The sequence below is a fragment of the Bradyrhizobium sp. CCBAU 11430 genome (genome assembly GCF_028128855.1).
Classification (GTDB): domain Bacteria; phylum Pseudomonadota; class Alphaproteobacteria; order Rhizobiales; family Xanthobacteraceae; genus Bradyrhizobium; species Bradyrhizobium ottawaense.
The window spans coordinates 1-26,357 of the sequence record NZ_LBJV01000058.1; the positions used below are offsets into that span (position 1 = coordinate 1).

Here is a 26,357-nt window from a genome sequence, read left to right on the forward strand (position 1 = left end):
GACGGCCGCAAGCACGGCGTCATGCTCGCGGAAATCGGGCGTGCTTTAATGGTTGCTACGGTAGGGGGGCCCTCGGTGGCATTGCCGCAAAGGCAGGCATGCCGGCATTCTCCAGACGCACGGCCCAACTAAAGTTGCCGCATTCCTCCGCTTGATTGTGATCGGTTTCTGCCCAAATCCCGTGTAAGCTTCCGCAACGCACAAACCCGACACGAAAGTCCCGATGGCCAACGCCTTCTTCTCCGACCTGCTCGCCACGATCTCCGAGCGCGGCCGCACGCTGCTTCGTCGGGGAGATTCCGCCGACACCAGACGGGACGCCGACGGGCTGATCGATCTCTGCGACGCGCTGCTGTCGGGCCGGGGCGAGGCATCGGGCATCGCCATCGCGCGTGAGGTGCTCGACATCTACCGGGAGCTGGATGCGGCGGGACGCCGCGCCTTCTTCGACGGACTGGTGCGCGATTTCGGCCCGGACCGGGAGCGCCTGTCCAAGGCGATCGAGAAATGGCGCGCCGCGCCGAGCGACGAGGACGCGAGCTCGCTGCATTTCGCCTCGGAGCCGCGGCGGCAGGAGCTGATCCGCCGCCTCAACCGCGCGCCCGGCGGCACCGGCGATCTCGTCAACATGCGCGCCGATCTGCTCGGCATGATGAACGGCCACACCGAGCTCGCCGCGCTCGATCGCGACGTCTCGCATCTTCTCTCTTCGTGGTTCAACAGGGGGTTTCTCGTGCTGCGCAGGATTGACTGGTCGACCCCGGCCAACATCCTCGAAAAAATCATCCGCTACGAGGCCGTGCACGAGATCTCCGACTGGGACGATCTGCGCCGCCGCATCGATCCGGTCGACCGCCGCTGCTACGCCTTCTTCCATCCCGCGATGGTCGACGAGCCCTTGATTTTCGTCGAGGTGGCGCTGACCGAGACGATCCCCGGCGCGATCGCGCCGCTGCTCGCGGTCGATCGCCAGTATCTGCCGATCGAGCGCGCGCGCACCGCCGTGTTCTATTCGATCTCCAACACCCAGCGCGGTCTTGGCGGCATCTCCTTCGGCAGCTTCCTGATCAAGCAGGTGGTCGAGGAGCTGCGCCGCGAAACGCCCAAGCTCGACACTTTCGTGACGCTGTCGCCGGTGCCGGGTTTCATGCCATGGCTGAAGCAGGACAAGGACCTGCCGCTGTCGGACGAGGACCGCGAGGTGCTGAAGCGCCTCGACGACCCCAAATGGTTCGAGAGCCCCGAGACGACGGCACAGCTCCGCGCCGTGATCGAGCCGCTCGCGGCGCACTACTTCCTCAAGGCGCGCACGCCGAAGGGCAAGCTGATCGATTCCGTCGCCCGCTTCCATCTCGGCAACGGCGCAAGGCTGGAGCGCATCAACTGGCTCGGCGATCTCTCGCCGAAGGGCGTGCGGGAATCCGCCGGCGTGATGGTCAACTACCTCTATCGCCTCGACGACATCGAGAAAAACCACGAGGCCTACGCGAATGACGGCGAGGTGGTGGCGTCGAGCGCCGTGAAGAAGCTGCTGAAGGGCGAAGGAAGGCGGCTGCTGGACATGCGATTGTCGTAAGCCGCAAACTCAGTCGTCGTCCCGGACAAGCGAAGCGCTGATCCGGGACCCATAGCCACAGGGTTGGGTTTGGCGAAGATTCGGAGTTGCCGGCCCGCTCCATAACCTCTCTTGGGGTTATGGGTCCCCGCGTTCGCGGGGACGACACCGAGTTGTTGGAGACGCCTCGACCCTACTCCGCCAGCGCCTTCATCTCGTTGTAGAGATCCGACTTGCCTTCAAAACCGATGCCCGGAAGGTCCGGCATGGTGATGTGGCCGTTCTCGACGCCAACGCCATCCGGGAAGCCGCCGTAGGGCTGGAACAGGTCGGGGTAGCTCTCGTTGCCGCCTAAGCCGAGGCCGGCGGCGATGTTGAGCGACATCTGGTGGCCGCCGTGCGGGATGCAGCGGCTGGGGGACCAGCCGTGGGTTTTCAGCACCTCCAGCGTGCGCTGGTATTCGCACAGGCCGTAGGACAGCGCGCAGTCGAATTGCAGCCAGTCGCGATCGGGGCGCATGCCGCCGTAGCGGATCAGATTGCGGGCGTCCTGGTGGCTGAAGAGATTCTCGCCTGTGGCCATCGGGCCTGGATAGAATTCGGCGAGCGCGGCCTGCAGCGCGTAGTCGAGGGGATCGCCGACTTCCTCGTACCAGAACAAGGGATAGTCGCGCAGCATCTTGGCATAGGCGATGCCGGTCTCCAGGTTGAAGCGGCCATTGGCGTCGACGGCGAGCTGGGCGTCCTTGCCGATCTCCTTCAGCACCGCCTCGATGCGGGTGCGGTCTTCTTCAATTGGCGCGCCGCCGATCTTCATCTTCACGACGTTGTAGCCGCGATCGAGATAGCCGCGCATCTCACCGCGCAGCATCGAGAGGTCCTTGCCGGGATAGTAATAGCCGCCGGCGGCGTAGACGAACACGCGCGGATTGGCTTTGACGCCGTGCCGTTCGGCGAGCAGGCGAAACAGCGGCTTGCCCGCGATCTTCGCCACCGCGTCCCACACCGCCATGTCGATGGTGCCGACTGCGACCGAGCGCTCGCCGTGGCCGCCGGGCTTCTCGTTGGTCATCATCGCGCCCCAGACCTTGTCGGGGTCGAGATTGTCGCCGGCCGCATTCAGCAGCGACTTCGGATCGGCCTCGGTGATGCGCGAGGCAAAACGCTCACGGATCAGGCCGCCCTGCCCGTAACGGCCGTTGGAGTTGAAGCCGTAGCCGATCACGCGCTTGCCGTCGCGAACGACGTCGGTGACGACGGCGACGAGGCTCGTCGTCATCTTGGTGAAGTCGATATAGGCGTTGCGGATCGGCGATGAGATCGGCTTGGTGATCTCGCGGACGTCGACGATGCGGACGGACATGGGGGGCCTTTCGATTTGTTAGCCCGTCATTCCGGGATGGTCCGAAGGACCTGACCTCAGGTGCGCAATTGCGCACCGGGGAATCTCGAGATTCCGGGTTCGATGCTTCGCATCGCCCCGGAATGACGGCTTCGCCGTCACTTCTTATCCCTGAAATACGGCTCCACCGGCCCGTGCACCTTGATGGTCAGCGGGTTGCCGTGGCGGTCCTTGGCGTTGCCGGCGGTGACGCGGACCCAGCCTTCGCTGATGCAGTATTCCTCGACATTGGTCTTCTCGACGCCCTTGAAGCGGATGCCGACGTCGCGCGCCAGGATGTCTGCGTTGTAATAGGGGCTGTTCGGATCGACCGACAGGCGGTCCGGAAATTCGTCGCTCATGATTGTCTCGCTCATAACAGGGTCTCGATTTGATTCCGCAATCCTTCGGGCCGTGCGGTCGGCGCGTAGCGCGCGATTACGCGGCCCTGACGGTCCACCAGGAATTTGGTGAAATTCCATTTGATGGAGGCCCCTAACAAGCCCGATTGCTGGTGTTTCAGGTACTCATACAGAGGGTGCGCATGGGCGCCGTTGACGTCGATCTTCTCGAACAAGGGAAAGGTGACGTCGTAATTGGTCGAGCAGAACGCCTGGATCTCGCTCGCCTGCCCCGGCTCCTGCGCGCCGAACTGGTTGCAGGGAAAGCCGAGCACGGAGAAGCCGCGCGGCGAGAGATCGCGATGCAGATCCTCCAGACCGCGATATTGCGGCGTGAAGCCGCATTTGCTCGCGGTGTTGACGATCAGGAGCACCTGCCCCTCGAAGCGGCGGAGCGCAACCTCCTCACCCGCAAGCGAGTTGGCCTTGAAATCGTAGATCGCGGACATCGCTAACCCACGGGATCGATCGGCGACGGCGGCACGCCGCCCGCCTCGATCGCTTCGCCTGCGAGCAGGCAGAGGTCTTCGCGGTAGCGGCCGGAGACGATGTGCACGCCGACGGGCGCCTTGCCGACCAGACCCGTGGAGACCACGAGGCCCGGCAGACCCATGAAGGGAATGGCGATCTGCGGCAGCTGCGCTTCCCAGACGCGCTTGAAGGACTCATCGTCCTTGCGATCGAGATGATCGGGGAACGGCAGCTCGCCGGACACCGGCGTCAGCAGCACCGCGTATTTTTCGAAGAACAGCATCCAGTCGCGGGTCAGAGTGGCCCGCCGCGTCAGCGCCTTGGCGTAATTGGCCTGATCCATCGGCGTGACCCTGCCGCGATTGCCGCGCAGGCACGCCAGCGCACCGGGATCGCCCTCGCGCTCGGCCATCTCCAGCTGCGCTTCATAGCCGTCGCCGAGCCAAAGCTTGATCTGCCACTCGACCGCCTCGCGCATCGACGGCGTGTTTTCGATCGTCTCGACCGTCCAGCCGGCACGCTCGAGGCGCTTGCCCGCATCGATCACCGCCGCCTTCACTTCGGGCGTGGTGGCAAGGCCGTCCGGATTGAGGCAGAGCGCGGCGCGCTTGTCCCGTGCTGGGCCTTCCAGCGGCACTGGTGCGTACCAGGGATCGCGGATGTCGCGGGCCGACATCGCAGCCAGTGAAATCCTGAGGTCGTTGACGGTGCGCGCCAGCGGACCCGAGACCGCCATGATCTGCGGTCCGATCGGGCGCTCCGGCAGTGCCGGATTGAAGGCGGGGATGCGGCCCAGCGTCGGGCGCAGGCCGTGCACACCGCAGGCATAGGCGGGGTAGCGGATCGAGCCGGCGATGTCGGTGCCGTGGGCGATGTGGCCGATGCCGGCCGCGACCGCCGAACCGGCGCCGCCGGACGAGCCGCCCGGGGTCAGAGAGGCGTCACGCGGGTTCTTGGTGTCGCCATGGACGAGGTTGGTGGTGAACCAGCGATAGGAGAAGGCCGGGCAATTGGTGCGGCCGAGCAGGATGGCGCCGGCTTTGCGGAAATTGGCGACCACCGGATTGTCCTCGCGCGCGATCAAATCGCGCTGGAGCTTGAGGCCGTTGGTGGTGGCAAAGCCCTCCTGGTCGACATTGGCCTTGATGGTGACGGGCACGCCGGCGAGCACGCCGGGGTCCTCGCCCCGCGCGATGGCGGCATCGACGGCGTCGGCCTGCTTGAGCACGTCGTCCGGCCGGTGGTCGATCACCGCATTGAGCTGGGGATTGACGGCGTCCAGGCGGGCGAGACCGGCCTTAGCGGCCTCCCTGGCGGACACCTTTTTGGACTTGACGAGGGTGGCGAGGTCGGCAGCCGACAGGCGCCAGAGATCTTGCATGGCTTGCTCCGTGTAACCGGCGTCTTTTAGCGCCGGGAACGCGGCAAAGCCATGCGGATTTCGCAGGGGCGAAGGCGCTGAGGCGCCGGGTGGTCCCTCGTCATTGAATTGCGAGCGCAGCGAAGCAATCGAGAAATCCCTCCGCGGAGGCAGTCTGGATTGCTTCGTCGCAAGGGCCAATGACAGGGAGAGAGTGGGGGCTAGTGCCGCGTCGCGGACGCGTCCGGGATGTCCAGCAGCGCCTCGGTGAAGGGGAACTCCAGCACGATCTCGCCTTCGGCGTCGGTCACCTCGATCACGGCGTCCAGCAGGGCGCGCTGGGTGCCCTCGGATTTCACCACCTCCAGGATCATCTGGCGGGCGACCTCCCAGGCGCGGTCGGGGTTGCGCAGGTCCTCGCCTTCGGGATCCACGATCAGTTCGTCGCCGATACGGGTGTTGAAGTAGTATCTGGGCATCATCGAAATCCAGTTGGGTCGCCTGTACCGGATTGAAAGCTGCACTGCACTCACAACTGCTTTATCAGGACAGGGTTCGCGACCGAATGCGCCGAACGCAAGGCAGCGCCCCAGAAGTGGTGTTCCCGAGGGCTTTTTTTCGCGGCGCAACATGGGCTTCTCGGGAAAATTTCACTGGCGAACTTCTCGGCGCGCATTAATTTAACGGGTGGGCGGATACGTCCGAATTCGCGAAAATGGAGTGCCAAAATGGCCTGGAAAGCCCCGAAGATCGTCGAAGTGCCCTGCGGCATGGAAATCAACATGTACGTGAGCGCCACCCGCAAGTAAGCGGTTGGTGATCTGCGTTCAGCGCAGGTGGATCTTTCGGTCACGACCGGTTTCCGAATGATGGAAATCGTGTCGGCCTGAGATCCACCTCCGTGACGTTGCTTCCAGGAGACGGATCATGCTTCGCGTCGTCGTCCTGGGCGCCGCAGCCGGCGGCGGAGTGCCGCAATGGAATTGCGGCTGCGAGGGCTGCCGGGCGGCCCGTGAGAACGGCCATGAACTCTTGAGAACCCAAGCCTCGGTCGCCTTCAGCGGCGACGGCGAGCACTGGTTCCTGATCAATGCCTCCCCGGACCTGCGGCAGCAATTGAATGCCACGCCGCAGCTGCACCCCAAAGCGGGCGCGCTGCGCCATACGCCGATCGCAGGCGTTATCCTGACCAACAGCGAGGTGGATGCGGTGGCAGGCCTGCTCTCGATGCGCGAGGGCTCGCCCTTCACGGTCTATGCGCACGAGAAGGTGCTGGCGATCCTGAAGAGCAACAGCATCTTCGACGTGCTGAACGAAAAGAACGTGCGGCGCCAGCCGATCGACATCAGCGAGCCGTTCGAACCGCGGCTACCGGATGGCGCGCGCTCCGGGCTGGAAGTGCTGGCCTTCGCAGTCCCCGGCAAGTCGGCCTGGTATCTGGAAGGCAAGGCGCATCCCGGTGGCGAGAGCGGCGACGGCGACACGCTGGGCCTGAAGATCACCGACAAGGCGACCGGCAAGTGCTTCTACTTCATCGCGGCGTGCGCCGAGGTGACCGACGCGCTGAAGGCCGAAATCGACGGCGCTTCGCTCGTGTTCTTCGACGGCACGGTCTGGCAGGACGACGAGATGATCAAATGCGGGCTCGGCCACAAGACCGGCAAGAGCATGGGACATGTCGCCATGTCCGGCCAGGACGGCGCCATCGCACGGCTGGCCGACCTTGCTATCGACAGGAAGATATTTCTGCATATCAATAACTCGAACCCGGCGCTGCTGCCTGCCTCACCCGAGCGCAAGGCCGCTGAGGCGGCGGGCTGGCAGATACCGGCGGATGGAACGGAGATCGTGCTGTGAATGCGGCGTCAATGACTGGAATGACTGCGCTCTCGATCGGCAAGGACATCAAGCTCACGAGCGCCGAGGAGCTGGAGGCGGCGCTGCGCCATATCGGGGCGACGCGCTATCACAGCCTGCATCCGTTCCATAAGCTGCTGCACGGCGGCAAGCTGAACAAGGGCCAGGTGCAGGCCTGGGCGCTGAACCGCTACTATTACCAGAGCACCATCCCGATCAAGGACGCGGTGGTGATCTCGCGCTTCCGCGACCGCGCCACGCGCCTGGAATGGCGCCATCGCATCGAGGACCATGACGGCGATGTCGGCTCCGAGGGCGGCATCGAGCGCTGGATCAAGCTGACGGAAGGACTCGGGCTCGACACGGCTTACGTGGAATCGACCGAAGGCATCTTGCCGGCGACGCGCTTCGCGGTCGAAGCCTACGTCCACTACTGCCGCGAGAAGAGCCCGCTGGAGGCGATCGCCTCCTCGCTTACCGAGCTGTTCGCGCCAAATCTGCATGAAGAACGCATCTCCGGCATGCTGGAGCACTATGATTTCGTCAATCCTGACATCATGAGCTACTTCAAGCGTCGCCTGACCCAGGCGCCGCGCGATGCCGGCTTTGCGCTCGACTATGTCAAGGCGCATGCAAGGACGCCGGAAGAGCGCGCCTCCGTCTGCAACGCGCTGATCTTCAAGACCAACGTGCTATGGGTGCAGCTCGACGCGCTCCAGCACGCCTATGTCGAGGGCAACATTCCGCCGGGCGCGTTCGTGCCCAAAGCGAACTGAAGAGGAACTGGAATGGCCGGGCCGCGGAACATCAGCGTCAGCGAGGCAAGCCGCCCGGTGCTGCCGCGGCATGCCAAGCTGAAATATGACGAGACGCGAAAGGTCTGGGTGATCCTGGCGCCGGAACGTGTTCTGGCCCCGGACGAGATCGCAGTCGAGGTCCTGCAGCTCTGCAACGGCGAGCGCAGCGTCGGCGACATTGCGGACGCGTTGGCGGTCAAATACGCCGCGCCGCGCGAGGCGATCCTGGCCGATGTCATCGTCATGCTGCAGGATCTCGCCGACAAGGGCTTTCTCACGGAAGCCCGGGAGAAGACGTCATGAGCGATGTGCTCGGCAATCCCACCGTCCCGCCCAACGCCAGCGACAGCCTCGCGGTGCTGGAGAAGCAGCGCTCGACAGCGGAGACTTTTGGCATTCCGCTCGCGGTGCTGCTGGAGATCACCCATCGCTGCCCGCTGCAATGCCCCTACTGCTCCAACCCGGTGGAGCTCGATCGCTCGGGCAAGGAGCTGACCACCGAGGAATGGAAGAAGGTCTTGAGCGAGCTCGCCGAGATCGGCGTGCTGCAGGTGCATTTCTCCGGCGGCGAGCCGACGGCGCGCAAGGACCTCGTCGACCTCGTCAAGCATGCCAGCGACGTCGGCCTCTACACCAACCTGATCACCTCGGCCGTACTGCTGACGCGCGAGAAGCTCAGCGATCTCGCCGATGCCGGGCTCTGCCATGTGCAGATCTCGTTCCAGGGCATCGAGGAAGGCCTCGCCGATCGCGTCGCCGGCTACAAGGGCGGCCACCGCAAGAAGCTCGAGGTCGCAAAGTGGACGCGCGAGCTCGATTTGCCGCTCACCGTGAACGCGGTGATGCACCGGCAGAATTTGCACCAGCTGCCTGACATCATCCAGATGTCCGTCGATCTCGACGCCGACCGGCTCGAGGTCGCCAATGTGCAGTATTACGGCTGGGCGTTGAAGAACCGCGCCGCGCTGATGCCGACGGTGGCGCAGCTCGACGAATGTACCCGCCTCGTCGAGGAGGCGCGCGAACGGCTGAAGGGCACGCTTGCGATCGACTACGTCGTTCCCGATTACTACGCGCTGCGGCCGAAGAAATGCATGGGCGGCTGGGGCCGTCAGTTCTTCAACATCTCGCCCGCCGGCAAGGTGCTGCCCTGCCACGCCGCCGAGAGCATCACCGGGCTCGACTTCGAGTCGGTGCGCTCCAACCATTCGATCGCCTGGATCTGGCAGAACTCCGAGGCCTTCAACCGCTATCGCGGCACCGGCTGGATGAAGGAGCCGTGCAAGTCTTGCGAATTCCGCGAGATCGATTTCGGCGGCTGCCGCTGCCAGGCCTTTGCGCTGACCGGCGATGCCGCCAACACCGATCCGGCCTGCGCGCTGTCGCCGCTGCACGAAACCATCTTCAAGCAGGCCGAGCGTGAGGCCGAGGGCGAGACCAGCCGCTTCCTCTATCGCAACTTCGCCGGCGGCACCCTGGAATCCGAGAATGGGGCCTGACGCCGACGCAGGCACAGCGGCGAGGCGCGCTGATCCCTTTGCGCCGCTGACCTCCGACATGCTCGACGTCGGCGACGGCCATGAGCTCTATGTCGAGAGCGTCGGTCGCAGCGGCGGCATTCCCGCGGTCTACCTGCACGGCGGGCCCGGCAGCGGATGCCAGCCCGATCATCGCCGGCTGTTCGACCCTGATCGCTTCTGCGCCGTGCTGTTCGACCAGCGCGGCTGCGGCCGCAGCCGTCCCAAGGGATCGCGCGAGCACAACACCACGGAACATCTGATCGCGGACATGGAGATGATCCGCGACAAGTTCGGCTTCGAACGCTGGATGGTCGTCGGCGGCTCCTGGGGCGCGACGCTGGCGCTGGCGTACGCGCAGGCCCATCCGGAGCGCATCTCCGGCATTGCGCTCCGCGCGACCTTTCTGGGCACGCGGGCAGAGGTCGAGACGGCCTTCACGGTGCGCCTGCCGCAATTCTATCCCGCGCTCTACGAGGATTTTCTGAGCGTGCTGCCGCCCGGGGAACGCGCACGCCCGGTGGAAGCCTATTATCGCCGCATCCTCGATGCCGATCCGGCCATTCACGGACCTGCGGCCCGCGCCTGGCACGATACCGAGCGAGCCCTGTCGGAGCACAAGGCGGCGAAGACGCGGCTGGACCTGGCGTCACTGAACGTGTGGCGCACGCTGCCGGCGACGCCGTTCATGGAGGCACATTATTTCATCAACAACTCCTTCATGAACCAAGACCAGCTGCTGCGGAACGCGGACCGGCTCGCCGGCATTCCCGGCATTATCGTGCAGGGCCGCTACGACCTGTTGTGCCCTCCTGAGACATCACACACGCTCGCGAAAGTTTGGCCGGGTTCCGAGATTCGCCTCGTGGAAGAAGCCGGACATTCGCTCTATGATGCCGGCGTGAGGGATGCGGTGATGAAGTCGATTGCCGACCTTGCGTCGAAGGCCGCGCGCTAATGCGCGAAAAAGGACAACAAGAAAATGCCGCTCGCCGGAAAGGGCATGCTGCTGACGTCGATGAACATCGACGCAGGCAATGAGGCCGATTTCAACCGCTGGTACGATCGCGAACATCTGGAAGAGCGCGTCGCGATCGAGGGCTTTCTGGAAGCGCGGCGCTATGTCGCGCATGCCGCCAATCCCAAATATCTCTCGCTGTACTCGACCGCGACGCTCGACGTGCTCGACAGTCCCGCCTATCGGGCGCGGCTGGCCAACCAGACCGAATGGTCGCGGCGGAGCATGGCGCATTTCAAGGACATGCTCCGTGTCGTCGCTCGCATTACCATCAGCAACGGCACCGGCCGCGGCGCTGCGCTCGGCGTGGTGCGCCTGCGGCCGACGCCCGACAATGCCGGCGCATGGCGTGATGCACTGCAAGAGAAGCTGGCGCCGGAGAAGCGCGACGGCATCATCTCCATGCATCTGCTCGAGAGCGAGCCGGAATTGTCCGGCGCGACAGCGGACATTCCGGCGGTGCGCAACGAAGGCGTCCGCGACTGGTTCGTGCTGATCGACGGCACGCATGTCGGCGCTGTCTCGGCCGTGATCGCCGAGCGCTTCACCGGCCCTGCCGCATCACCCTTCCCGCTGCCCGTCTCGGTCGGGACTTACAGCCTGATGTGGGATCTCGCGAAGAGCGATATCGCGCGCGGCTGAACAACCATCTGCATCGCAACATATTGCACCGCACGCGCATCGCGCACGGCCGTTAATGCTGTGCGCGCGTAGCTCCCATGAAAGCGGGGACGCGCCGAACTTTGCCGTTGTACTTCGGAAAGGTTCTAATAAGCTAACCCAATGACGTCATTCAGAAACCAGATCGCAGCGCGTTAAGCGTTCGCCAAGCTCAGAAGAGGCCGCCGGGTCTTTGAGCCTGCGCGGACAGGGTAGGAATGAAACCGACCGATATCGCGGCCCCCGACTACTTTCACAAAGTGGTCGATTGCCAATGGGCCTGTCCTGCGCACACCCCGGTTCCCGAATATATCCGACTGATCGCACAAGGCCGCTACAGCGACGCCTATATGATCAATTGGAAATCGAACGTGTTTCCCGGAATTCTGGGACGCACCTGCGATCGTCCATGCGAGCCGGCGTGCCGCCGCGGACGCGTCGAGGAGACGCCGGTCGCGATCTGCCGGCTCAAGCGCGTCGCCGCCGATTTCAAGGACGACATCAGGCAGCGCCTGCCGCGCCCCTCGCCGAAGAACGGCAAGCGCGTCGCCTTCGTCGGTGGCGGCCCCGCCTCGCTGACGGTGGCGCGCGATCTGGCGCCGCTCGGCTATCACTGCACCGTGTTCGATGCCGATCCCGAAGCCGGCGGCATGATGCGCACGCAGATCCCGAAATTCCGCCTGCCCAATTCGGTGATCGACGAGGAGACCGGCTACATCCTGGGTCTCGGCGTCGACTTCAAGGGCAGCCACCGCATCGAGAGCATGAAGTCGCTGCTCGCGGAGAAATACGACGCGATCTTCGTCGGCTCCGGCGCACCGCGCGGCCGCGAGCTCGACATTCCCGGCCGCAAGGAAGCGGCGGGCAACATCCATATCGGTATCGAATGGCTGGCCAACGTGTCATTCGGCCATGTCGACAAGATCGGCAAGCGCGTGATCGTGCTCGGCGGCGGCAACACCGCGATGGATTGCTGCCGCACCGCGCGCCGCCTCGGCGGCGAGAAAGTCACGGTGATCGTGCGCTCCGGCTTCGAGGAGATGAAGGCCTCGCCGTGGGAGAAGGAGGACGCAATCCACGAGGATATTCCGATCCTCAATTACATGGTGCCGGTGGCATTCAAGCACGTCGCCGGCAAGCTCATCGGCGTCACCTTCCAGCACGTCAAAGCCGAATTTGACGCCAAAGGCCGCCGTAACCTCGTGCCTTCGGGCGACCCCGATCAGACCATTCCCTGCGACGACGTGCTGGTCGCAGTCGGCCAGGAGAACGCCTTCCCCTGGATCGAGCAGGATTGCGGCATCGAGTTCGACAAATGGCACATGCCCAAGGTCGATCCCAAGACATTCGCCTCGACCAATCCAAAGGTGTTCTTCGGCGGCGATGCTGCATTCGGCCCGAAGAACATCATCTGGGCGGTGGCGCACGGCCATGACGCCGCGCTGTCGATCCACAAGATGCTCTCGGGCGAGGACATTACCGAGCGTCCGCTGCCCGACGTGCATGTCTCATCGCAGAAGATGGGCATCCACGAATGGAGCTATGACAACGACATCTCGATCGACAAACGCTACAAGGTGCCGCATCGCGACAAGGTGATCGCGCTGAAGGACATCCGCGCCGAGGTCGAGCTCGGCTACGACGTCAAGCTGGCGTTGGGCGAAGCCGAGCGCTGCCTGAATTGTGACGTCCAGACCGTGTTCTCGACCTCGCTCTGCATCGAGTGCGATGCCTGCGCCGACATCTGCCCGATGGATTGCATCACCTTCACCGGCAACGGCGAAGAAAGCGATTTGCGCCAGCGCCTGAAGGCACCCTCGCCGCATCCGGACCAGGACCTCTACGTCTCCTCGGATCTCAAAACCGGGCGCGTAATGGTGAAGGACGAGGACGTCTGCCTGCATTGCGGGCTGTGCGCCGAGCGTTGTCCCACCGGCGCCTGGGACATGCAAAAATATTTCATCGAGATGACCCACGCAGGTTCGACATGCCCGACAAAAAGCCGATCAGCAGCGTAAACGACTTCGTCGTCCGCTTCGCCAACGTCAACGGCTCGGGCTCGGCCAGCGCCAACGAGATGTTCGCGCGCGCGATCCTGCGCCACGGCGTCCCGGTGTCCCCACGCAACATCTTCCCCTCCAACATCCAGGGCCTGCCGACCTGGTACGAGGTGCGGGTGACCGAGGACGGCCATCTCGGCGCCCGCGGCGGCGTCGACATGATGGTGGCGATGAACCCGCAGACCTGGGACAAGGACGTGGCCGGCATCGAGCCCGGCGGCTATCTGTTCTACGATTCCACCAAGCCGATGCCGTCGACCAAATTCCGCGACGATATCACCGTAATCGGCGTGCCGCTCACCGCCATCACCAACTCGACCTACACCGATCCGCGCCAGCGCCAGCTGTTCAAGAACATCATCTATCTCGGCGCACTCTCGGCGCTGCTCGACATGGACCCGAAGCTGATCGAGCAGCTGATCGGCGAGCAGTACAAGGGCAAGGAAAAGCTGCTCTCCTCCAACGTCCATGCGCTGCATTTGGGGCGCGACTGGGCGCTGCAGAATTTGAAATGCCCGATTGGCCTCAGGGTGAAAAAGTCGGACAAGGTCGGCGACCGCATCTTCATCGAGGGCAACAGCGCCGCCGCGCTCGGCGCCGTCTATGGCGGCGCCACGGTATGCGCGTGGTATCCGATCACGCCGTCCTCCTCGGTGGCCGAAGCCTTCACCGCGCACTGCAAGAAATACCGGCACGATCCTGAGACCGGCAAGGCGAAATACGCCATCGTCCAGGGTGAGGACGAGCTGGCCTCGATTGGCATCGTCATCGGCGCGTCCTGGAACGGCGCCCGCGCCTTCACCGCGACGTCAGGCCCCGGCATCTCCCTGATGACCGAGTTCATCGGCCTCTCATACTTCGCCGAGATCCCGGCCGTGATCATGAACATCCAGCGCGCCGGCCCCTCGACGGGCATGCCGACCCGCACCCAGCAATGCGACATCATCGCCTGCGCCTATGCTTCGCACGGCGACACCAAGCATGTGCTGCTGTTCCCCGAGGATCCCGCCGAGGCCTTCGAATTCGCGGCCGCCGCGTTCGATCTCGCCGAGCGTATCCAGACCACGATCTTCCTGATGCTCGACCTCGACATCGGCATGAACCACCGGCTCTGCCGCCCGCTGAAATGGGACGACGCAAGGCAATACGACCGCGGCAAGGTGATGACCGAGGAGATGCTGGAAGAGGGGCGCGACTTCGGCCGCTATCTCGACGTCGACGGCGATGGCATCCCCTACCGCACCTATCCCGGCACGCACCCGACCAAGGGCTCCTATTTCACCCGCGGCACCTCGCGCGACCGCTATGCGCGCTACTCCGAGGAAGGCTCGGTCTACGCCGACAACATGCAGCGCCTGATGCGCAAGTTCGAGACCGCGCAGGACCTGGTGCCGCGGCCGCTGCAGGCCAATGCGGAACGGCCGACCAAATACGGCGTGATCTATTTCGGCTCGACCTCACCGGCGATGGACGAGGCGATCGGCCTTTTGGAAGCGCGCGGGCATCAGCTCGACCGCCTGCGCATCCGCGCCTTCCCGTTCCATTCGAGCGTGGCGAGCTTCCTCGCCGAGCACGATTTCGTCTACGTCGTCGAGCAGAACCGCGACAGCCAGCTCCGCCAGCTGATCGTCAACGAGAACGGCATCGACCCGGTGCGCCTCGTGCCGATCGTGCACTATGACGGCTCGCCGATCACCGCCCGTTTCATCGCAAAAGCCATTGGCGACCACCAGGATCACCTCAAGGTGACCCCGCTCCGCAAGGCCGTGTCATGACCGACGCGTTGCTCTCTCCATCGTCATGCCCGGACTTGATCCGGGCATCCACGCCTTTCTTCTTCCCGGCCAAGACGTGGATGGCCGGGACAAGCCCTCCATGACGGGCTTGGGATCGCAGGTGCTCTCATGACCTACATTGCAAAGCCGAAATTCCATCATCCCGGCCTCAAGAAGAACGAGCTCGGCTACACGCATCGCGACTACGAGGGCAAGATCTCGACGCTGTGCGCCGGCTGCGGTCACGATTCGATCACGGCTTCGATCATCGAGGCCTGCTACGAGCTCTCGATCGAGCCGCACCGGGTGGCGAAGATCTCCGGGATCGGCTGCTCGTCGAAGACGCCGGACTATTTCCTCGGCAATTCGCACGGCTTCAACTCCGTGCACGGCCGCATGCCATCCGTGCTCACCGGCGCCAACCTCGCCAACCGCGATCTGATCTATCTCGGCGTCTCCGGCGACGGCGATTCCGCCTCGATCGGGTTCGGCCAGTTCGCACACTCGATCCGGCGCGGCGTCAACATGACCTACATCGTCGAGAACAACGGCGTCTACGGGCTGACCAAGGGCCAGTTCTCGGCCACCGCCGACCGCGGCTCGAAGTCCAAGAAGGGCGTCACCAACACCGACAACGCCATCGACCTCGTTGCGATCGCGCTGCAGCTGGGCGCCACCTTCGTCGCGCGCAGCTTCTCCGGCGACAAGACCCAGCTGGTGCCGCTGATCGCGGCCGCGATCCGCCACAAGGGCGCGTCCTTCATCGACGTCATCAGCCCCTGCATCGCCTTCAACAACCACGCCGGCTCGACCAAGAGCTTTGATTATGTCCGCGAGCACAACGACGCCGTGAACCGGCTCGACGTGCTGGTCGGCCGCGACCCCATCGCGGTGGATTATGCGCCGGGCACGGTGCAAATGGTCGAGCAGCATGACGGCAGCAAGATCGCGCTGCGCAAGATCGACGCCGACTACGATCCGCATGACCGGCTGGGCGCCCAGACCTTCCTCGCGCGGCACGCCGCCAAGGGGCAGATCGTCACGGGTCTCCTTTACGTCGACCCCGACGCCGAAGATCTGCACGAGCATCTCAACACGGTCGAGACGCCGCTCAACACGCTGGAAGCGGACACGCTGTGCCCGGGTTCGGCCGTGCTGGACAAGATCAACGCCAGCCTGCGGTGATCATTTGCTCCGGGCCGCAGCCGGCGACCTGACGCGTATGGTGATCTTCTCCGACACGACCGGCGGTTCGAACGGATAGTGCTTGGCGTCGCCGAGCACCAGCTGCAGGGTGTGAGTCCCCGGCGCAAGGTCCAGCATGGTCTCGGTCTGCCCTGCGCCGAAATGCAGGTGCGACTTGTCCTGCGGGATCGGCTCCTTGGGATCGATGGGATCGTTGACGTCGACCAGCAGATGATGATGACCGGCATTCTGGTAATCGTCGCCGGCATGCGTCACGCCCATGTTGCGCAGCCCGAACCGGACCCAGAATCCACCGCGAACCTTCTGCCCATCGTGCGGCGTGATGAAATAGAGCTTTGCGTCCTTTGGCGCGGTCTTTCCCTGCGAGTAGGCTGCGCCCGGGTGCACTGCGATCGCCGTCGCCAATGCGACACAATGAATGATCTTCATCAAATCCACTCCAGCACTTACGGACCGAGCGCGACGCGGAATCCATGCGTGGGATAACGGACATTGGTGTCGTAACCATCGCGATTGGATGGCCTCACATATCTCGCATCGTTCTTCCACGAGCCCGAGCGCAGGACGTGCGAGCTGCAGTCCCCGCCACTCCATGCCGAGCCGTCGGTGGGCGCGCCCTGATAGGTCTTGTGCCAGCAGTCCTCGACCCATTGATCGATACCGCCACCCATGTCGTGGAGGCCGAACGGGTTCGGCTTGAAGCTGCCGACCTTCGCCGGCTGCTCGGCCGCGAGGTCACCGCAATCCTTGCATCCGGCCATGCCTGGCTGGAGCTTGTCGCCCCACCAATATTTGCTCTGCGTGCCGCCGCGCGCGGCGTATTCCCATTCGGCTTCGCTCGGAAGCCGGTAGGGCTTCTTGGTCGCCTGCGCCAGATACCCCGCATATTGCTGCGCGTCGGTCCAGCTCACATTGCTGATCGGCGCATCGTCTTTGCCGGTAGCGGTGAAGCTGCACGCCTTTGCGGCCGCGCATTCGTTCCATTCCTGCACGGTCACCGGATATTTGCCGATCGAGAACGGCTTGACCGTGACCTGGTGGACAGGACGTTCGGTCGGATCGTCATTGCTTCCCATCGCAAAGCTGCCGCCGCGAATGGCGATCATCTCGGGTTCGCGGGGCGGCGTGGCCGATGGGCTGGGCGGCGCGACCGACGGGCTGGGCGCCGGTGCCGGAGACGACGCCAATGACGGAGATGGTTGCGGCGCTTGCGTCGCCGCTTCGCGCGGCGGAGCCAGCGGGCTCGGGGAAGCGACCGGGGATGCGGCCGGCGTAGCGGCCTGCTCGCCCACTCCACCCCGCGGCTGCGCCAGCAGATACCACAGCGCGCCGGTCGCAATCACCAGCAGCGTGATGCCAAGGAGAAAGATCAGAGTATTCTCGCGCCGTCCTCGCGTCCTTCCGACGGCATCTGCGTCCGGCAGCACGCGATAGACGCGCACCGGATCCGTGATGTTCTTGACCTTGCGGTCCCCGAGCGACTCATAGCCGCACACCACCTTGTGCTTGATCTGCTCGTAGATCGCGCCCGAGATATAGACGTGACCGGGCTCGGCGATACCCTCGATACGAGTGGCGATGTTGACTCCGTCGCCATAGACATCGTCCGGCTCCACGATCACGTCACCGAGATTGACGCCGATCCGGTATTCGAGCCGGGAGTGCTTCGGAAGCGAGGCATTGCGGCCGATGAGGTTCTGCTGGATGACGATGCTGCAGCGAACGGCCTCGACAGGACTGTCGAAGATCGCGATGAAGCCATCGCCCGTCGTCTTCACCAGCGCCCCGTGATGTTCGACGATGCTGGGCTGGATGAGATCACGCTCGATCCGCTTGACGCGGACATGCGTGCCCTCCTCGTCGGCCTGCATCATGCGGCTGTAGGAGGCGATGTCACCGACGATGATGGCTGCGAGACGACGAGGCATTGAGCCGTGCGGAGGCGGCTCATCCTGACTTCCGGGTCTGAAGTTGCGAATTTCGCCCATTGCGGGGGGACTCCACAAACCTACAAAGGCAGCCCCAGCTTACGACCGCTAAAGGCGACCGTCTGTGAAGGCTATCACATTGATGAAATGGAGCAATGTCGAAGGACTCCCAGGGATCGAGTTCCGGACGGCGAAGGCGTCGCATCGGTTGAACCTTCCTCGCCCTCCCGGTGACTAACGCCGTGCCTGGAACTATCCATCCCACTCCGCGCTGCGATGATCATGCGCGACTTGCGCGCGTTGAACGCGTCGCACTTGGGCCGCGTCTAAAGCCTACAGCTCAGCTATTGCGCTCGAGGCCATCATGAAGCTCTCTCTCCTGACTGCCCTCGCCGTTGCCGCACTCATCAGCGCGGCCCACGCGGATGAGGCTGACGACATCCGCGAAGCCAGCAAGGCCGAGGCCGAGACCTTCAACACGCGGATGTATGCGGGCACCCCCGGCAACAAGGCCTATGCCTGCTTCGTCCGCCGCTACGATGCGGAGCATCTGGCGCGGCATCCGAAACAGAAGGTCGCTTCGATGAAGCTGCTGATCTCAGCCGAGTTGGACAAGGAAGACAGGGAGCTGCACAATTCCTTCCGCCTGGGCTTCAGGTACCGCCATCGCTCCGGCGATTTCGACTCCAGCGGTTCTTGTAACCACGCCGTATTCACCAAGGACGGCAACGAGGTTCGCCTCGGTTGCGGTGTCGATTGCGAGGGCGGTGGCATCGGCGTTGCACTGTCCAAAGACGACCGATCGGCGATCGTACGGCTCGAACAGGTCCGCGTCTGGCAGAACAACAAGCCGGATGACGAGGCCGAGCAGTCGCTGGTCGGCGGTGCCGACGACCGGATTTTCCGCCTCGACCGCACCGACAACAGCGAGTGCGCTTCGCTGGTGACCGACCGCAAAGAACTCGCCGCCCTCCGCCACAAATGATGATATGTCCCCGGCGAATTCAGTCCAGTCGAGGGAGATCGCCATGAACCGGCGGAACATCTTGTGGAGCGCAATCTCGGCCCTGGGCGCGGCATTCGGTGCCTCCAGCGCGAAAGCCGCGACGGAAGCGGGCGCGGGCAACAAGCTCAAAGTGGTCTACCATCTCAGCGATGCCGAGAAGGTCAATTTCGTGCTCGGCAACATCCAGAACCACATCGACGGCGTCGACGATCCTGATCACGTCACGATCGCGCTGGTGATCCACGGGCCGGCGCTGAAGGCATTCCACTCGGCGCAGGCCAACCCCGACATCAGCAAGCGCGTGGGCGAATTCTCCAAGGATGGCGTCGAGCTCGCCGCGTGCGGCAACACGATGAAGGCGCAGAACGTGACGCTCACCGAGCTGCTGCCGGGCTTCGTGAGCGCGGAAAAGGGCGGCGTGGTTCGTTTGGCTGAGCTGCAGTCGCAGGGGTATCTGTATCTGCGGCCGTAGGGCATTGCGGTTGCCACGAGAAAGGTGCGCCCCTTCCCCCGCTTGCGGGGGAGGGTTGGGGAGAGGGTGTCTCCGCAATGAAGAACCCCCAGAGGAGAGAACCCTCACCCAACGCTTCGCGTCGACCTCTCCCGCAAGCGAGAGAGGTAAGTCGCGCCCGCGGATGCCTTCCGCTGCAAAGCTCCCGCCGCCGCCATCATGCTTGACTTACCCATAACCCAACGGTTATGAGTTAAACCATAACTTCCCGGTTATGGATTCCCATGTCCCTCGCCCCCGACCTCCTGTTCCGGACGCTCGCCGACCCCACAAGGCGGGCGATCTTCGAGCGGCTGTGCCGCGAGGGGGAGCAGACGGTCGGGGCCCTGACCGTGAGATCCGGCGTTTCCCAGCCGGCAGTCTCAAAACATCTCGGCGCGTTGAAGCTGGCCGGCCTGGTGCGCGACCGCCATGAGGGACGGCAGACCCATTACAGCGCGCAGCCCGGCGCACTCGATCCGCTGCTCGACTGGACCAGCCAGATGACCGGATTCTGGCAGAGGCGGCTCGACGCACTCGACGATCTCCTGAAGAGGATGGACCAATGACCGAAGCCTCAAGCGAAACGCGCTCCGTCGTGATCGAGCGCGAATTCGCCTTCCCGGCCGAGCGGCTCTGGCGCGCGCTTACGCAGCCGCATCTGATCGAGGAATGGCTGATGAAGAACGACTTCAAGCCGTCAGTCGGTCATCGCTTCAATCTTCGCGGCGAATGGGGCGGCGTGCTGGACTGCGAGGTGCTCACCATCGAGCCGCAGAAGACGCTCGCCTACACCTGGAATTTCTCGCATGAGGACGCCGCGTTCGACCTCAAGAGCGTCGTCACCTTCACGCTGACTCCGACCGGCGCGGGCACGCACTTACGCGTCGAGCAGGCGGGCTTCAGCCCGACGCAGAAGCAGGCTTACGGCGGCGCGCATGCCGGCTGGAAGCAGTTCCTTGCCAAGCTGGACGAGGTGCTGGCGCGGGGGGAATAGCTCCGGCCGGCCATATCCATTCCAATCATCTCTAGAAGGAGACCCCAGTGAGCACAGACATGCGGATTCGTCAGATCCATCGCTGGCTGTCGATGGCTTTCACGCTTGCCGTCATCGCCAACATCGTCGCCATGACCATGCAGCTCCAGGCCGTCTGGATCGGCTTCCTGGCGCTGGTCCCGCTGATCCCGCTGCTGGCGACCGGGCTCTATCTGTTCGCGCTGCCCTATCTCGGCCGCCGCGGCAACGCGTGACACGAGGCGAGACGATGAAGAAGGCAGTAGCGGCGAAGAAGACCAGCACGAAAGACGCGACTGGGCCGTCGCCCGCCAAGCTGATCGACGGCAGGATCAAGGAGCTCGGCGACTGGCGCGGCGAAATGCTGGCGCGGGTCCGCGGCCTGATCAAGCAGGCGGATCCCGAGGTCGTCGAGGAATGGAAGTGGCGCGGCGTTCCCGTCTGGGAGCACGACGGCATCATCTGCACCGGCGAGACCTACAAGGAAGTGGTGAAGATGACCTTTGCCAAGGGCGCCGCGCTGGACGACCCGGCCGCCCTGTTCAATTCCAGCCTCGAGGGCAATGTCCGGCGCGCGATCGACATTCGCGAGGGCGAGAAGATCAACGAAAAGGCGTTGAAGGCGCTGATCCGCGCGGCGGTGGAGTTGAATATGAGCAAGGTGAAGAAGCCGGCGAAGCGCTAAGGGGTAGCGAGTTCAAAGCGAGTTCGGAGCCTCTCTCCGTTCCCTCCCCCCTTGTGGGGGAGGGGCAGGGAGGGGGGTGCGACACGGGGATTCTTTCCGTCGCGCGATCGCACTCGGTGCATCATCAACGACCAGCACCTTTTGCTGGGTACCCCTCTCCCTAACCCTCCCCCACAAGGGGGGAGGGAACGCACCTCCGCCGGTGCGCTAGTTGAGGGTAACCCATCAGACGTCCGGCACAGTCAGCCGCCTCAAGCCACCGCCGCCGGGATCGGGCGCGGGCTCACGACGTATTCGCGCATGACCTTGTCGTTGGCATCGACCTCGATCAGCGCGACGTCGTAGGTCCAGAGATCGGCCAGGTGCTGCAGCACCCGCTTGGCATCGGTCTCGTTGAGCTGCGAGCCCTTGATGACGTGGTGGTGCAGGATCAGGCGGCGGTCGCCGGAGAGATCGACGTCGACGACCTCGATATTGGCGTCGATGAAGCCGACATCGTGCTGCCGCGCCAGCTCGCGGCGGACGCGGCGGAAGCCGCGCTCGTCGTGGATGGCATCGACCCGGATGCCGGCACGCTCCTCGGGATCGTCGTGCAGATGGAACATGCGGAAGTGCCGCATCAGCTTCGGGCTCAGGAACTGGGCGATGAAGCTTTCATCGCGGTAGTTGGCCCAGACGTCGCGCAGCACGCCCATCACGTCGCCCTTGCCGGCGATGTCGGGGAACCATTCGCGGTCCTCGTCCTCCGGTTTGGTGACGATGCGCTCGATGTCCTGCATCACGGCAAAGCCGAGCGCATAGGGGTTGAATCCGGAGAAGCGCGGGTCGTCGAATTCGGGCTGGAACACCACGTTGGTGTGGGATCCCAGGAATTCCAGGAAATTGCCGTCGGTGATGCGGCCCTGCTCGTGCAGCTTGGTCATGATGCGATAGTGGACGTAGGTGGCCGTCCCCTCGTTCATCACCTTGGTCTGGCTCTGCGGATAGAAATATTGCGCGATGTGGCGGACGATGCGCAGCAGCTCGCGTTGCCACGGCGCCAGCCGCGGCGCACTCTTCTCCAGGAAGTAGAGCAGGTTTTCCTGCGGCAGGCCGAGCAGCTTGCGGCGGCGCTCGATGCTGAGCGCTGACCGGCTCTTGGCCGCGCCCTTGGGGACGGTGCGCCAGAGGTCGTTGAAGACCTCCTCCTCGTGCTGGCGGCGCCGCCCTGCCCGCTTCTCCTCGGCGCGCAAGTCCAGCTTCTTCTTGCCGGGATAGCGGTCGATGCCGTGCGACATCAGCGCATGCGCGGCATCGAGCGTGCGCTCGACCTCGACGCGGCCGTAGCGCTCCTCGCATTGCATGACATACGTCTTGGCGAAGTCGAGATAATCCAGGATGCCGTCGGCGTCGGTCCACTGTTTGAACAGGTAGTTGTTCTTGAAGAAGTGGTTGTGGCCGAAAGCGGCGTGCGCGATCACGAGGGTCTGCATCGTCGCCGTGTTCTCCTCCATCAGATAAGAGATGCAGGGCGAGGAGTTGATCACGATCTCATAGGCGAGCCCCATCAGGCCCTTGCGATAGGATGCCTCATGGAAAGCGAATTGCTTGCCGAACGACCAGTGCTTGTAGAACAGCGGCATGCCGACGGAGGAGTAGGCATCCAGCATCTGCTCGGCGGTGATGACCTCGATCTGGTTCGGGTAGACGTCGAGCCCGAGATCTTTCGTCGCCACCATCTCGCAGGCATCGGTGATGCGCTGCAAGGTGTGGAAATCCCAATCCGCGCCTTCGAACAATCGTTCCGTCATGGAGCGGCTTTCTCCTGGGCAGTTTCGCGGCGCTGGAACAGATCGTGGAACACCGGAAAGATCTCGCTGCGCTCGCTGACCTTGCGCATCGAGAGCGGTGCGCCGCCGTTGCGCAGGCGCTCGTAAAGGGTCCAGAGCGAGGAGTCGGAGAGATCGAAGGCGCTGCCGCCGGATTCCCCGACCTCGAGATAGGCGAAGAACTGACAGACCGGCAGGATCTTGTCGGTCAGCAGGAGCCCTGTGAGCTCGCCGTCGGAATAGGAATTGTCGCCGTCGGAGGCCTGCGCGGCGTAGATGTTCCAGTCCGACGGGTTGAAGCGCTCGCGCACGATCTCGTGCATCGCCTGCAGCGCGCTCGAGACCAGCGTGCCGCCCGAGGCCGGGCCATAGAAGAAGGTCTGCTCGTCCACCTCCTCGGCGCGGTCGGTGTGGCGGATGAAGACGATCTCGACGTGCTTGTAGCGGCGCTTCAGGAACACGTAGAGCAGCATGTAGAAGCGCTTGGCGAGATCCTTCATGTGCTCGGACATCGAGCCCGACACGTCCATCAGGCAGAACATCACCGCCTGCGCCACCGGCTTCGGCACCGTCTCGAAGCGGCGGTAGCGGATGTCGAGCGGATCGATGAAGGGAATCCGCTTGGACTTCGCCTTCAGCTTTTCGAGCTGGGCGAGAAGCTCCACGCGCTCGTCCTCGTCCGTGCACGCGGCGAGCGCGGCTTCCAGTTCCTCGATCTCCTCCTTGCGGGGACGCTTGAGCGCGATGCGGCGGGCGAGCGCCAGCTTCACCGTCCGGCTCACCGAGATGTTGGCGGGCGAGCCCGACGTGGTGTAGCCGGCGCGCTGGATGCCCTCGCTCTCGGTCTGCGCGATCTTGCGCTTGGCGAGATCCGGCAGTTCGAGATCGTCGAGGAAGAGATCGACGAACTCGTCGCGGGAGAGCACGAAGCGGAAGGCGTCCTCGCTGTCGCCTTCGCCCGGGCCGGAATTCTTGGCGCTGCCCTGGCCGGAGCGCTGCAGATAGTCGCCCTCGATGAACTTCTTGTTCCCGGGCAGCACCATGTCGCGCGTTCCGCCTTCGCGGCGGAAGCGCGGCTCGTGCATGCCGTCGAGCGGGATCGTGACCTCACCACCCTCCAGGACGTCCTTGATGTCGCGTTCCTGCGAGGTCTTCTTGACGGCGCCCTGCACCAGGGATTTGGCCCGACGCAAGAACCGCTGGCGGTTCTCAAGACTCTTGCCGCCTGGATTCAGGCGCCTGTCAATAATGTGAATGGGCACTTTACCATCCGCCTCAACCGGCCTGCTTCACACGCATGTACCATTCGACGAGCCGGCGAACCTGACGCTCGGTGTAGCCACGCTCCACCATGCGTGCGACGAACTCGCCGTGCTTCTTCTCCGTCTCGCCGTCCTTCTTCGATCCGAAAGAGATGACCGGAAGCAGGTCCTCGACTTGCGAGAATATCCTCTTTTCGATCACGTCGCGAATCTTCTCGTAGGAGGTCCAGGTCGGATTTTTGCCACCGTGCTGGGCTCGCGACCGTAACGAGAATTTGACGACCTCGTTGCGGAAGTCCTTGGGGTTGGCGATGCCCGCCGGCTTCTCGATTTTGGTCAGCTCCTGGTTCAAAAGCTCGCGATCGAGCAGCTGGCCGGTGTCGGGATCCTTGAAGTCCTGGTCCTCGATCCAGGCGTCGGCATAGTCGACGTAGCGGTCGAACAGATTCTGGCCGTAATCCGAGTAGGATTCCAGGTAGGCCTTCTGGATCTCGTTGCCGATGAACTCGGCGTAGCGCGGCGCCAGATCCGCCTTGATGAATTCGAGATAACGCTTCTCGACCTCCTCCGGCAGCTGCTCGCGGCGGATCGACTGTTCCAGCGCGTACATCAGATGCACGGCGTCGGCGGCGACCTCCTGCGGATCGTGGTTGAAGGTCGCGGCCAGGATCTTGAAGGCAAAGCGGGTGGAGACGCCGTCCATGCCCTCGTCGACGCCGGCGGCGTCGCGGTATTCCTGGACGCTGCGCGCCTTCGGATCGGATTCCTTCAGGCTCTCGCCGTCATAGACCCGCATCTTGCCGAACAGGGTGGAGTTCTCGTGCTTGCGAAGGCGCGACATCACCGAGAACCGCGCCAGCGTCTCCAGCGTCGAAGGCGCGCAAGGCGCCGACGCGAGCTCGGAGCCCTGGATCAGCTTCTCGTAGATCTTCTGCTCCTCGGTGACGCGCAGGCAGTACGGCACCTTGATGACGCAGATGCGGTCGATGAAGGCCTCGTTGTTCTTGTTGGCCTTGAAGCTCGACCACTCGGCCTCGTTGGAATGCGCGAGGATGACGCCGGTGAACGGGATCGCGCCGATGTTTTCGGTGCCGATATAGTTGCCTTCCTGCGTCGCGGTCAGCAGCGGGTGCAGCATCTTGATCGGCGCCTTGAACATCTCGACGAACTCGAGCACGCCCTGGTTGGCGCGATTGAGGCCGCCGGAATAGCTGTAGGCGTCGGGGTCGTTCTGCGCGTAGGTCTCGAGCTTGCGGATATCGACCTTGCCGACCAGCGAGGAGATGTCCTGGTTGTTCTCGTCACCGGGCTCGGTCTTGGAGATCGCAATCTGGCGCAGCCGCGACGGCTGGATTTTTGCGACACGAAACTGGGAGATATCGCCGCCGAAGGCTTCCAGCCTCTTGTAGCACCACGGGCTCATCAGGCCGGTGAGACGACGGCGCGGAATGCCGTATTTCTCTTCCAGCATCGGGCCGAGCTGATCGGGATCGAACAGGCTGAGCGGGCTCTCGAACACGGGCGAGAGTTCATCGCCGGCCTTGAGCACGTAGATCGGATGCACTTCCATCAGCGACTTCAGGCGCTCGGCGAGCGAGGATTTGCCGCCGCCGACCGGGCCGAGCAGATAAAGGATCTGCTTGCGCTCTTCGAGACCTTGCGCCGCATGGCGGAAGAAACCGACGATGCGCTCGATGGTTTCTTCCATGCCGTAGAAGCCGGCGAAGGCCGGATAGGTACGGATCGTACGGTTCAAAAAAATACGGCCAAGGCGGGTATCCTTGGCCGTGTCAATCGTCTGGGGGTCACCGATCGCCGCTAGCAGTCGCTCGGCCGCGTTCGCGTATTTCATGGGATCGCTTCGACACGATTCCAGATATTCCGCCATCGACATGTCGTGTTGGCTTCTCGCCTCGAACGACTTAGCGAAAGCGTTGAATAGAGAATCGTTGTACATGATCCCTCTCCGCGTGAGTTCCGCTACAAGCTGAAACGAAAGCAGTTGCCGGACCGTTCCTCAGGCCGTTTCGAATCAGCGTGAGCACATGACGATCATTGGACACCCGGGTGCAGACACGACGCAACGCACAACGTAGGCACTCGTT

The 26,357-nt window shown here is 63.8% G+C and carries 27 protein-coding genes; 17 read left to right on the forward strand and 10 right to left on the reverse strand.

Annotation, left to right across the window (positions count from 1 at the left end):
• The first annotated feature begins 223 nt into the window (after positions 1 to 223).
• Entirely contained in the window at positions 224 to 1,576 is a 1,353-nt protein-coding gene (locus tag XI04_RS18235; RefSeq protein WP_028145642.1) for a malonyl-CoA decarboxylase, read from the forward strand.
• Positions 1,577 to 1,748: 172 nt separating this feature from the next.
• On the opposite strand, the gene tarD is transcribed toward XI04_RS18235, so the two are convergent.
• The 5 genes from tarD to XI04_RS18260 form a co-directional block, all read right to left on the reverse strand.
• Positions 1,749 to 2,918, reverse strand: a complete 1,170-nt coding sequence (gene tarD, locus XI04_RS18240; protein WP_271610440.1) for a D(-)-tartrate dehydratase — start codon at positions 2,916 to 2,918, stop codon at positions 1,749 to 1,751.
• A gap of 137 nt (positions 2,919 to 3,055) precedes the next feature.
• Positions 3,056 to 3,313 (reverse strand): DUF3297 family protein, encoded by a 258-nt coding sequence (locus XI04_RS18245; protein ID WP_018318553.1) that lies wholly within the window; start codon positions 3,311 to 3,313, stop codon positions 3,056 to 3,058.
• On the reverse strand, positions 3,310 to 3,786 hold the full coding sequence (locus XI04_RS18250; RefSeq protein WP_028145644.1) for a glutathione peroxidase: 477 nt from the start codon (positions 3,784 to 3,786) through the stop codon (positions 3,310 to 3,312). The genes XI04_RS18245 and XI04_RS18250 overlap by 4 nt, the downstream gene beginning before the upstream one ends.
• 2 nt (positions 3,787 to 3,788) lie before the next feature.
• A complete protein-coding gene (locus tag XI04_RS18255; protein ID WP_028145645.1) occupies positions 3,789 to 5,189 on the reverse strand; it encodes an amidase family protein in 1,401 nt (466 codons plus the stop codon).
• 200 nt (positions 5,190 to 5,389) lie between these two features.
• Positions 5,390 to 5,647, reverse strand: coding sequence for a DUF6894 family protein (locus XI04_RS18260; RefSeq protein ID WP_026202038.1), 258 nt, complete (start codon positions 5,645 to 5,647; stop codon positions 5,390 to 5,392).
• Positions 5,648 to 5,896: 249 nt separating this feature from the next.
• Here XI04_RS18260 and pqqA point away from each other — a divergent pair, with 249 nt between their 5' ends.
• The 10 genes from pqqA (at position 5,897) to XI04_RS18310 (ending at position 16,037) form a co-directional block, all read left to right on the forward strand.
• On the forward strand, positions 5,897 to 5,977 hold the full coding sequence (gene pqqA, locus XI04_RS18265; protein WP_007595659.1) for a pyrroloquinoline quinone precursor peptide PqqA: 81 nt from the start codon (positions 5,897 to 5,899) through the stop codon (positions 5,975 to 5,977).
• A gap of 118 nt (positions 5,978 to 6,095) precedes the next feature.
• Positions 6,096 to 7,025 (forward strand): pyrroloquinoline quinone biosynthesis protein PqqB, encoded by a 930-nt coding sequence (gene pqqB / locus XI04_RS18270; RefSeq protein WP_097668422.1) that lies wholly within the window; start codon positions 6,096 to 6,098, stop codon positions 7,023 to 7,025.
• On the forward strand, positions 7,022 to 7,801 hold the full coding sequence (pqqC, locus tag XI04_RS18275; RefSeq protein WP_028145647.1) for a pyrroloquinoline-quinone synthase PqqC: 780 nt from the start codon (positions 7,022 to 7,024) through the stop codon (positions 7,799 to 7,801). The genes pqqB and pqqC overlap by 4 nt, the downstream gene beginning before the upstream one ends.
• A 12-nt stretch (positions 7,802 to 7,813) precedes the next feature.
• Complete coding sequence (pqqD, locus tag XI04_RS18280) at positions 7,814 to 8,125, forward strand: pyrroloquinoline quinone biosynthesis peptide chaperone PqqD (protein WP_028145648.1); 312 nt, start codon at positions 7,814 to 7,816, stop codon at positions 8,123 to 8,125.
• The gene (gene pqqE / locus XI04_RS18285) at positions 8,122 to 9,321 is read left to right on the forward strand and encodes a pyrroloquinoline quinone biosynthesis protein PqqE (protein ID WP_028145649.1); all 1,200 of its coding nucleotides are present in this window, start codon (positions 8,122 to 8,124) and stop codon (positions 9,319 to 9,321) included. Before pqqD ends, pqqE begins: the two co-directional genes overlap by 4 nt.
• Positions 9,311 to 10,297, forward strand: a complete 987-nt coding sequence (pip, locus tag XI04_RS18290; RefSeq protein WP_028145650.1) for a prolyl aminopeptidase — start codon at positions 9,311 to 9,313, stop codon at positions 10,295 to 10,297. The genes pqqE and pip overlap by 11 nt, the downstream gene beginning before the upstream one ends.
• 24 nt (positions 10,298 to 10,321) lie before the next feature.
• Entirely contained in the window at positions 10,322 to 10,999 is a 678-nt protein-coding gene (locus XI04_RS18295; RefSeq protein WP_028145651.1) for a DUF4286 family protein, read from the forward strand.
• A gap of 236 nt (positions 11,000 to 11,235) precedes the next feature.
• Positions 11,236 to 13,035 (forward strand): FAD-dependent oxidoreductase, encoded by a 1,800-nt coding sequence (locus XI04_RS18300; protein WP_028145652.1) that lies wholly within the window; start codon positions 11,236 to 11,238, stop codon positions 13,033 to 13,035.
• A complete protein-coding gene (locus XI04_RS18305) occupies positions 13,005 to 14,852 on the forward strand; it encodes a 2-oxoacid:acceptor oxidoreductase subunit alpha (protein ID WP_028145653.1) in 1,848 nt (615 codons plus the stop codon). The genes XI04_RS18300 and XI04_RS18305 overlap by 31 nt, the downstream gene beginning before the upstream one ends.
• Before the next feature lie 129 nt (positions 14,853 to 14,981).
• Positions 14,982 to 16,037: a 2-oxoacid:ferredoxin oxidoreductase subunit beta gene (locus XI04_RS18310; RefSeq protein WP_018318541.1), complete on the forward strand. Its 1,056-nt coding sequence runs from the start codon at positions 14,982 to 14,984 to the stop codon at positions 16,035 to 16,037.
• On the opposite strand, the gene XI04_RS18315 is transcribed toward XI04_RS18310, so the two are convergent.
• Together XI04_RS18315 and XI04_RS18320 are read right to left on the reverse strand one after the other, a co-directional pair.
• Positions 16,038 to 16,487, reverse strand: coding sequence for a DUF4399 domain-containing protein (locus tag XI04_RS18315; RefSeq protein WP_028145654.1), 450 nt, complete (start codon positions 16,485 to 16,487; stop codon positions 16,038 to 16,040). It abuts the gene before it with no gap.
• Positions 16,488 to 16,504: 17 nt separating this feature from the next.
• Positions 16,505 to 18,046 (reverse strand): SUMF1/EgtB/PvdO family nonheme iron enzyme, encoded by a 1,542-nt coding sequence (locus XI04_RS18320; protein ID WP_271610439.1) that lies wholly within the window; start codon positions 18,044 to 18,046, stop codon positions 16,505 to 16,507.
• A gap of 304 nt (positions 18,047 to 18,350) precedes the next feature.
• On the opposite strand from XI04_RS18320, the gene XI04_RS18325 reads away from it, so the two are divergent.
• From XI04_RS18325 to XI04_RS18350, 6 genes are all read left to right on the forward strand, one after another.
• Positions 18,351 to 18,971, forward strand: coding sequence for a hypothetical protein (locus tag XI04_RS18325; RefSeq protein ID WP_038950961.1), 621 nt, complete (start codon positions 18,351 to 18,353; stop codon positions 18,969 to 18,971).
• Between the two features lie 43 nt (positions 18,972 to 19,014).
• Entirely contained in the window at positions 19,015 to 19,464 is a 450-nt protein-coding gene (locus XI04_RS18330) for a DsrE family protein (RefSeq protein WP_271610438.1), read from the forward strand.
• 263 nt (positions 19,465 to 19,727) lie between these two features.
• Positions 19,728 to 20,051, forward strand: a complete 324-nt coding sequence (locus XI04_RS18335; RefSeq protein WP_028145658.1) for an ArsR/SmtB family transcription factor — start codon at positions 19,728 to 19,730, stop codon at positions 20,049 to 20,051.
• Entirely contained in the window at positions 20,048 to 20,479 is a 432-nt protein-coding gene (locus XI04_RS18340; protein ID WP_028145659.1) for an SRPBCC family protein, read from the forward strand. The genes XI04_RS18335 and XI04_RS18340 overlap by 4 nt, the downstream gene beginning before the upstream one ends.
• A 59-nt stretch (positions 20,480 to 20,538) precedes the next feature.
• Positions 20,539 to 20,733 carry a hypothetical protein gene (locus XI04_RS18345; protein WP_085967818.1) on the forward strand — a complete coding sequence of 65 codons (195 nt, stop codon included), beginning with the start codon at positions 20,539 to 20,541 and terminating at the stop codon, positions 20,731 to 20,733.
• A 14-nt stretch (positions 20,734 to 20,747) separates the two neighbouring features.
• Positions 20,748 to 21,182: a DUF1801 domain-containing protein gene (locus XI04_RS18350; RefSeq protein WP_038950962.1), complete on the forward strand. Its 435-nt coding sequence runs from the start codon at positions 20,748 to 20,750 to the stop codon at positions 21,180 to 21,182.
• Positions 21,183 to 21,433: 251 nt separating this feature from the next.
• Here XI04_RS18350 and XI04_RS18355 read toward each other — a convergent pair whose 3' ends face one another.
• The 3 genes from XI04_RS18355 to XI04_RS18365 are packed head-to-tail and all read right to left on the reverse strand — an operon-like array spanning position 21,434 to position 26,209.
• Entirely contained in the window at positions 21,434 to 22,972 is a 1,539-nt protein-coding gene (locus tag XI04_RS18355; protein WP_028145662.1) for a SpoVR family protein, read from the reverse strand.
• Entirely contained in the window at positions 22,969 to 24,246 is a 1,278-nt protein-coding gene (locus XI04_RS18360; RefSeq protein WP_028145663.1) for a YeaH/YhbH family protein, read from the reverse strand. Before XI04_RS18360 ends, XI04_RS18355 begins: the two co-directional genes overlap by 4 nt.
• 19 nt (positions 24,247 to 24,265) lie before the next feature.
• A complete protein-coding gene (locus XI04_RS18365) occupies positions 24,266 to 26,209 on the reverse strand; it encodes a PrkA family serine protein kinase (protein WP_028145664.1) in 1,944 nt (647 codons plus the stop codon).
• Between the last annotated feature and the right edge of the window lie 148 nt (positions 26,210 to 26,357).

Excerpts from the sequence above, each read along its gene's own strand:
- XI04_RS18320 (WP_271610439.1), bottom strand. The coding sequence starts at position 18,046 with ATGGGCGAAATTCGCAACTTCAGACCCGGAAGTCAGGATGAGCCGCCT.
- tarD (WP_271610440.1), bottom strand. The coding sequence starts at position 2,918 with ATGTCCGTCCGCATCGTCGACGTCCGCGAGATCACCAAGCCGATCTCA.
- XI04_RS18350 (WP_038950962.1), top strand. The coding sequence starts at position 20,748 with ATGAAGAAGGCAGTAGCGGCGAAGAAGACCAGCACGAAAGACGCGACT.
- XI04_RS18315 (WP_028145654.1), bottom strand. The coding sequence starts at position 16,487 with ATGAAGATCATTCATTGTGTCGCATTGGCGACGGCGATCGCAGTGCAC.
- XI04_RS18355 (WP_028145662.1), bottom strand. The coding sequence starts at position 22,972 with ATGACGGAACGATTGTTCGAAGGCGCGGATTGGGATTTCCACACCTTG.
- XI04_RS18255 (WP_028145645.1), bottom strand. The coding sequence starts at position 5,189 with ATGCAAGATCTCTGGCGCCTGTCGGCTGCCGACCTCGCCACCCTCGTC.
- XI04_RS18330 (WP_271610438.1), top strand. The coding sequence starts at position 19,015 with ATGAACCGGCGGAACATCTTGTGGAGCGCAATCTCGGCCCTGGGCGCG.
- pqqB (WP_097668422.1), top strand. The coding sequence starts at position 6,096 with ATGCTTCGCGTCGTCGTCCTGGGCGCCGCAGCCGGCGGCGGAGTGCCG.
- XI04_RS18340 (WP_028145659.1), top strand. The coding sequence starts at position 20,048 with ATGACCGAAGCCTCAAGCGAAACGCGCTCCGTCGTGATCGAGCGCGAA.
- XI04_RS18305 (WP_028145653.1), top strand. The coding sequence starts at position 13,005 with ATGCCCGACAAAAAGCCGATCAGCAGCGTAAACGACTTCGTCGTCCGC.
- XI04_RS18260 (WP_026202038.1), bottom strand. The coding sequence starts at position 5,647 with ATGCCCAGATACTACTTCAACACCCGTATCGGCGACGAACTGATCGTG.
- XI04_RS18365 (WP_028145664.1), bottom strand. The coding sequence starts at position 26,209 with ATGTACAACGATTCTCTATTCAACGCTTTCGCTAAGTCGTTCGAGGCG.
- XI04_RS18345 (WP_085967818.1), top strand. The coding sequence starts at position 20,539 with ATGCGGATTCGTCAGATCCATCGCTGGCTGTCGATGGCTTTCACGCTT.
- XI04_RS18300 (WP_028145652.1), top strand. The coding sequence starts at position 11,236 with ATGAAACCGACCGATATCGCGGCCCCCGACTACTTTCACAAAGTGGTC.
- pqqE (WP_028145649.1), top strand. The coding sequence starts at position 8,122 with ATGAGCGATGTGCTCGGCAATCCCACCGTCCCGCCCAACGCCAGCGAC.
- pip (WP_028145650.1), top strand. The coding sequence starts at position 9,311 with ATGGGGCCTGACGCCGACGCAGGCACAGCGGCGAGGCGCGCTGATCCC.
- XI04_RS18325 (WP_038950961.1), top strand. The coding sequence starts at position 18,351 with ATGAAGCTCTCTCTCCTGACTGCCCTCGCCGTTGCCGCACTCATCAGC.
- XI04_RS18310 (WP_018318541.1), top strand. The coding sequence starts at position 14,982 with ATGACCTACATTGCAAAGCCGAAATTCCATCATCCCGGCCTCAAGAAG.
- pqqD (WP_028145648.1), top strand. The coding sequence starts at position 7,814 with ATGGCCGGGCCGCGGAACATCAGCGTCAGCGAGGCAAGCCGCCCGGTG.
- XI04_RS18250 (WP_028145644.1), bottom strand. The coding sequence starts at position 3,786 with ATGTCCGCGATCTACGATTTCAAGGCCAACTCGCTTGCGGGTGAGGAG.
- XI04_RS18295 (WP_028145651.1), top strand. The coding sequence starts at position 10,322 with ATGCCGCTCGCCGGAAAGGGCATGCTGCTGACGTCGATGAACATCGAC.
- XI04_RS18335 (WP_028145658.1), top strand. The coding sequence starts at position 19,728 with ATGTCCCTCGCCCCCGACCTCCTGTTCCGGACGCTCGCCGACCCCACA.
- XI04_RS18235 (WP_028145642.1), top strand. The coding sequence starts at position 224 with ATGGCCAACGCCTTCTTCTCCGACCTGCTCGCCACGATCTCCGAGCGC.
- XI04_RS18245 (WP_018318553.1), bottom strand. The coding sequence starts at position 3,313 with ATGAGCGAGACAATCATGAGCGACGAATTTCCGGACCGCCTGTCGGTC.
- pqqA (WP_007595659.1), top strand. The coding sequence starts at position 5,897 with ATGGCCTGGAAAGCCCCGAAGATCGTCGAAGTGCCCTGCGGCATGGAA.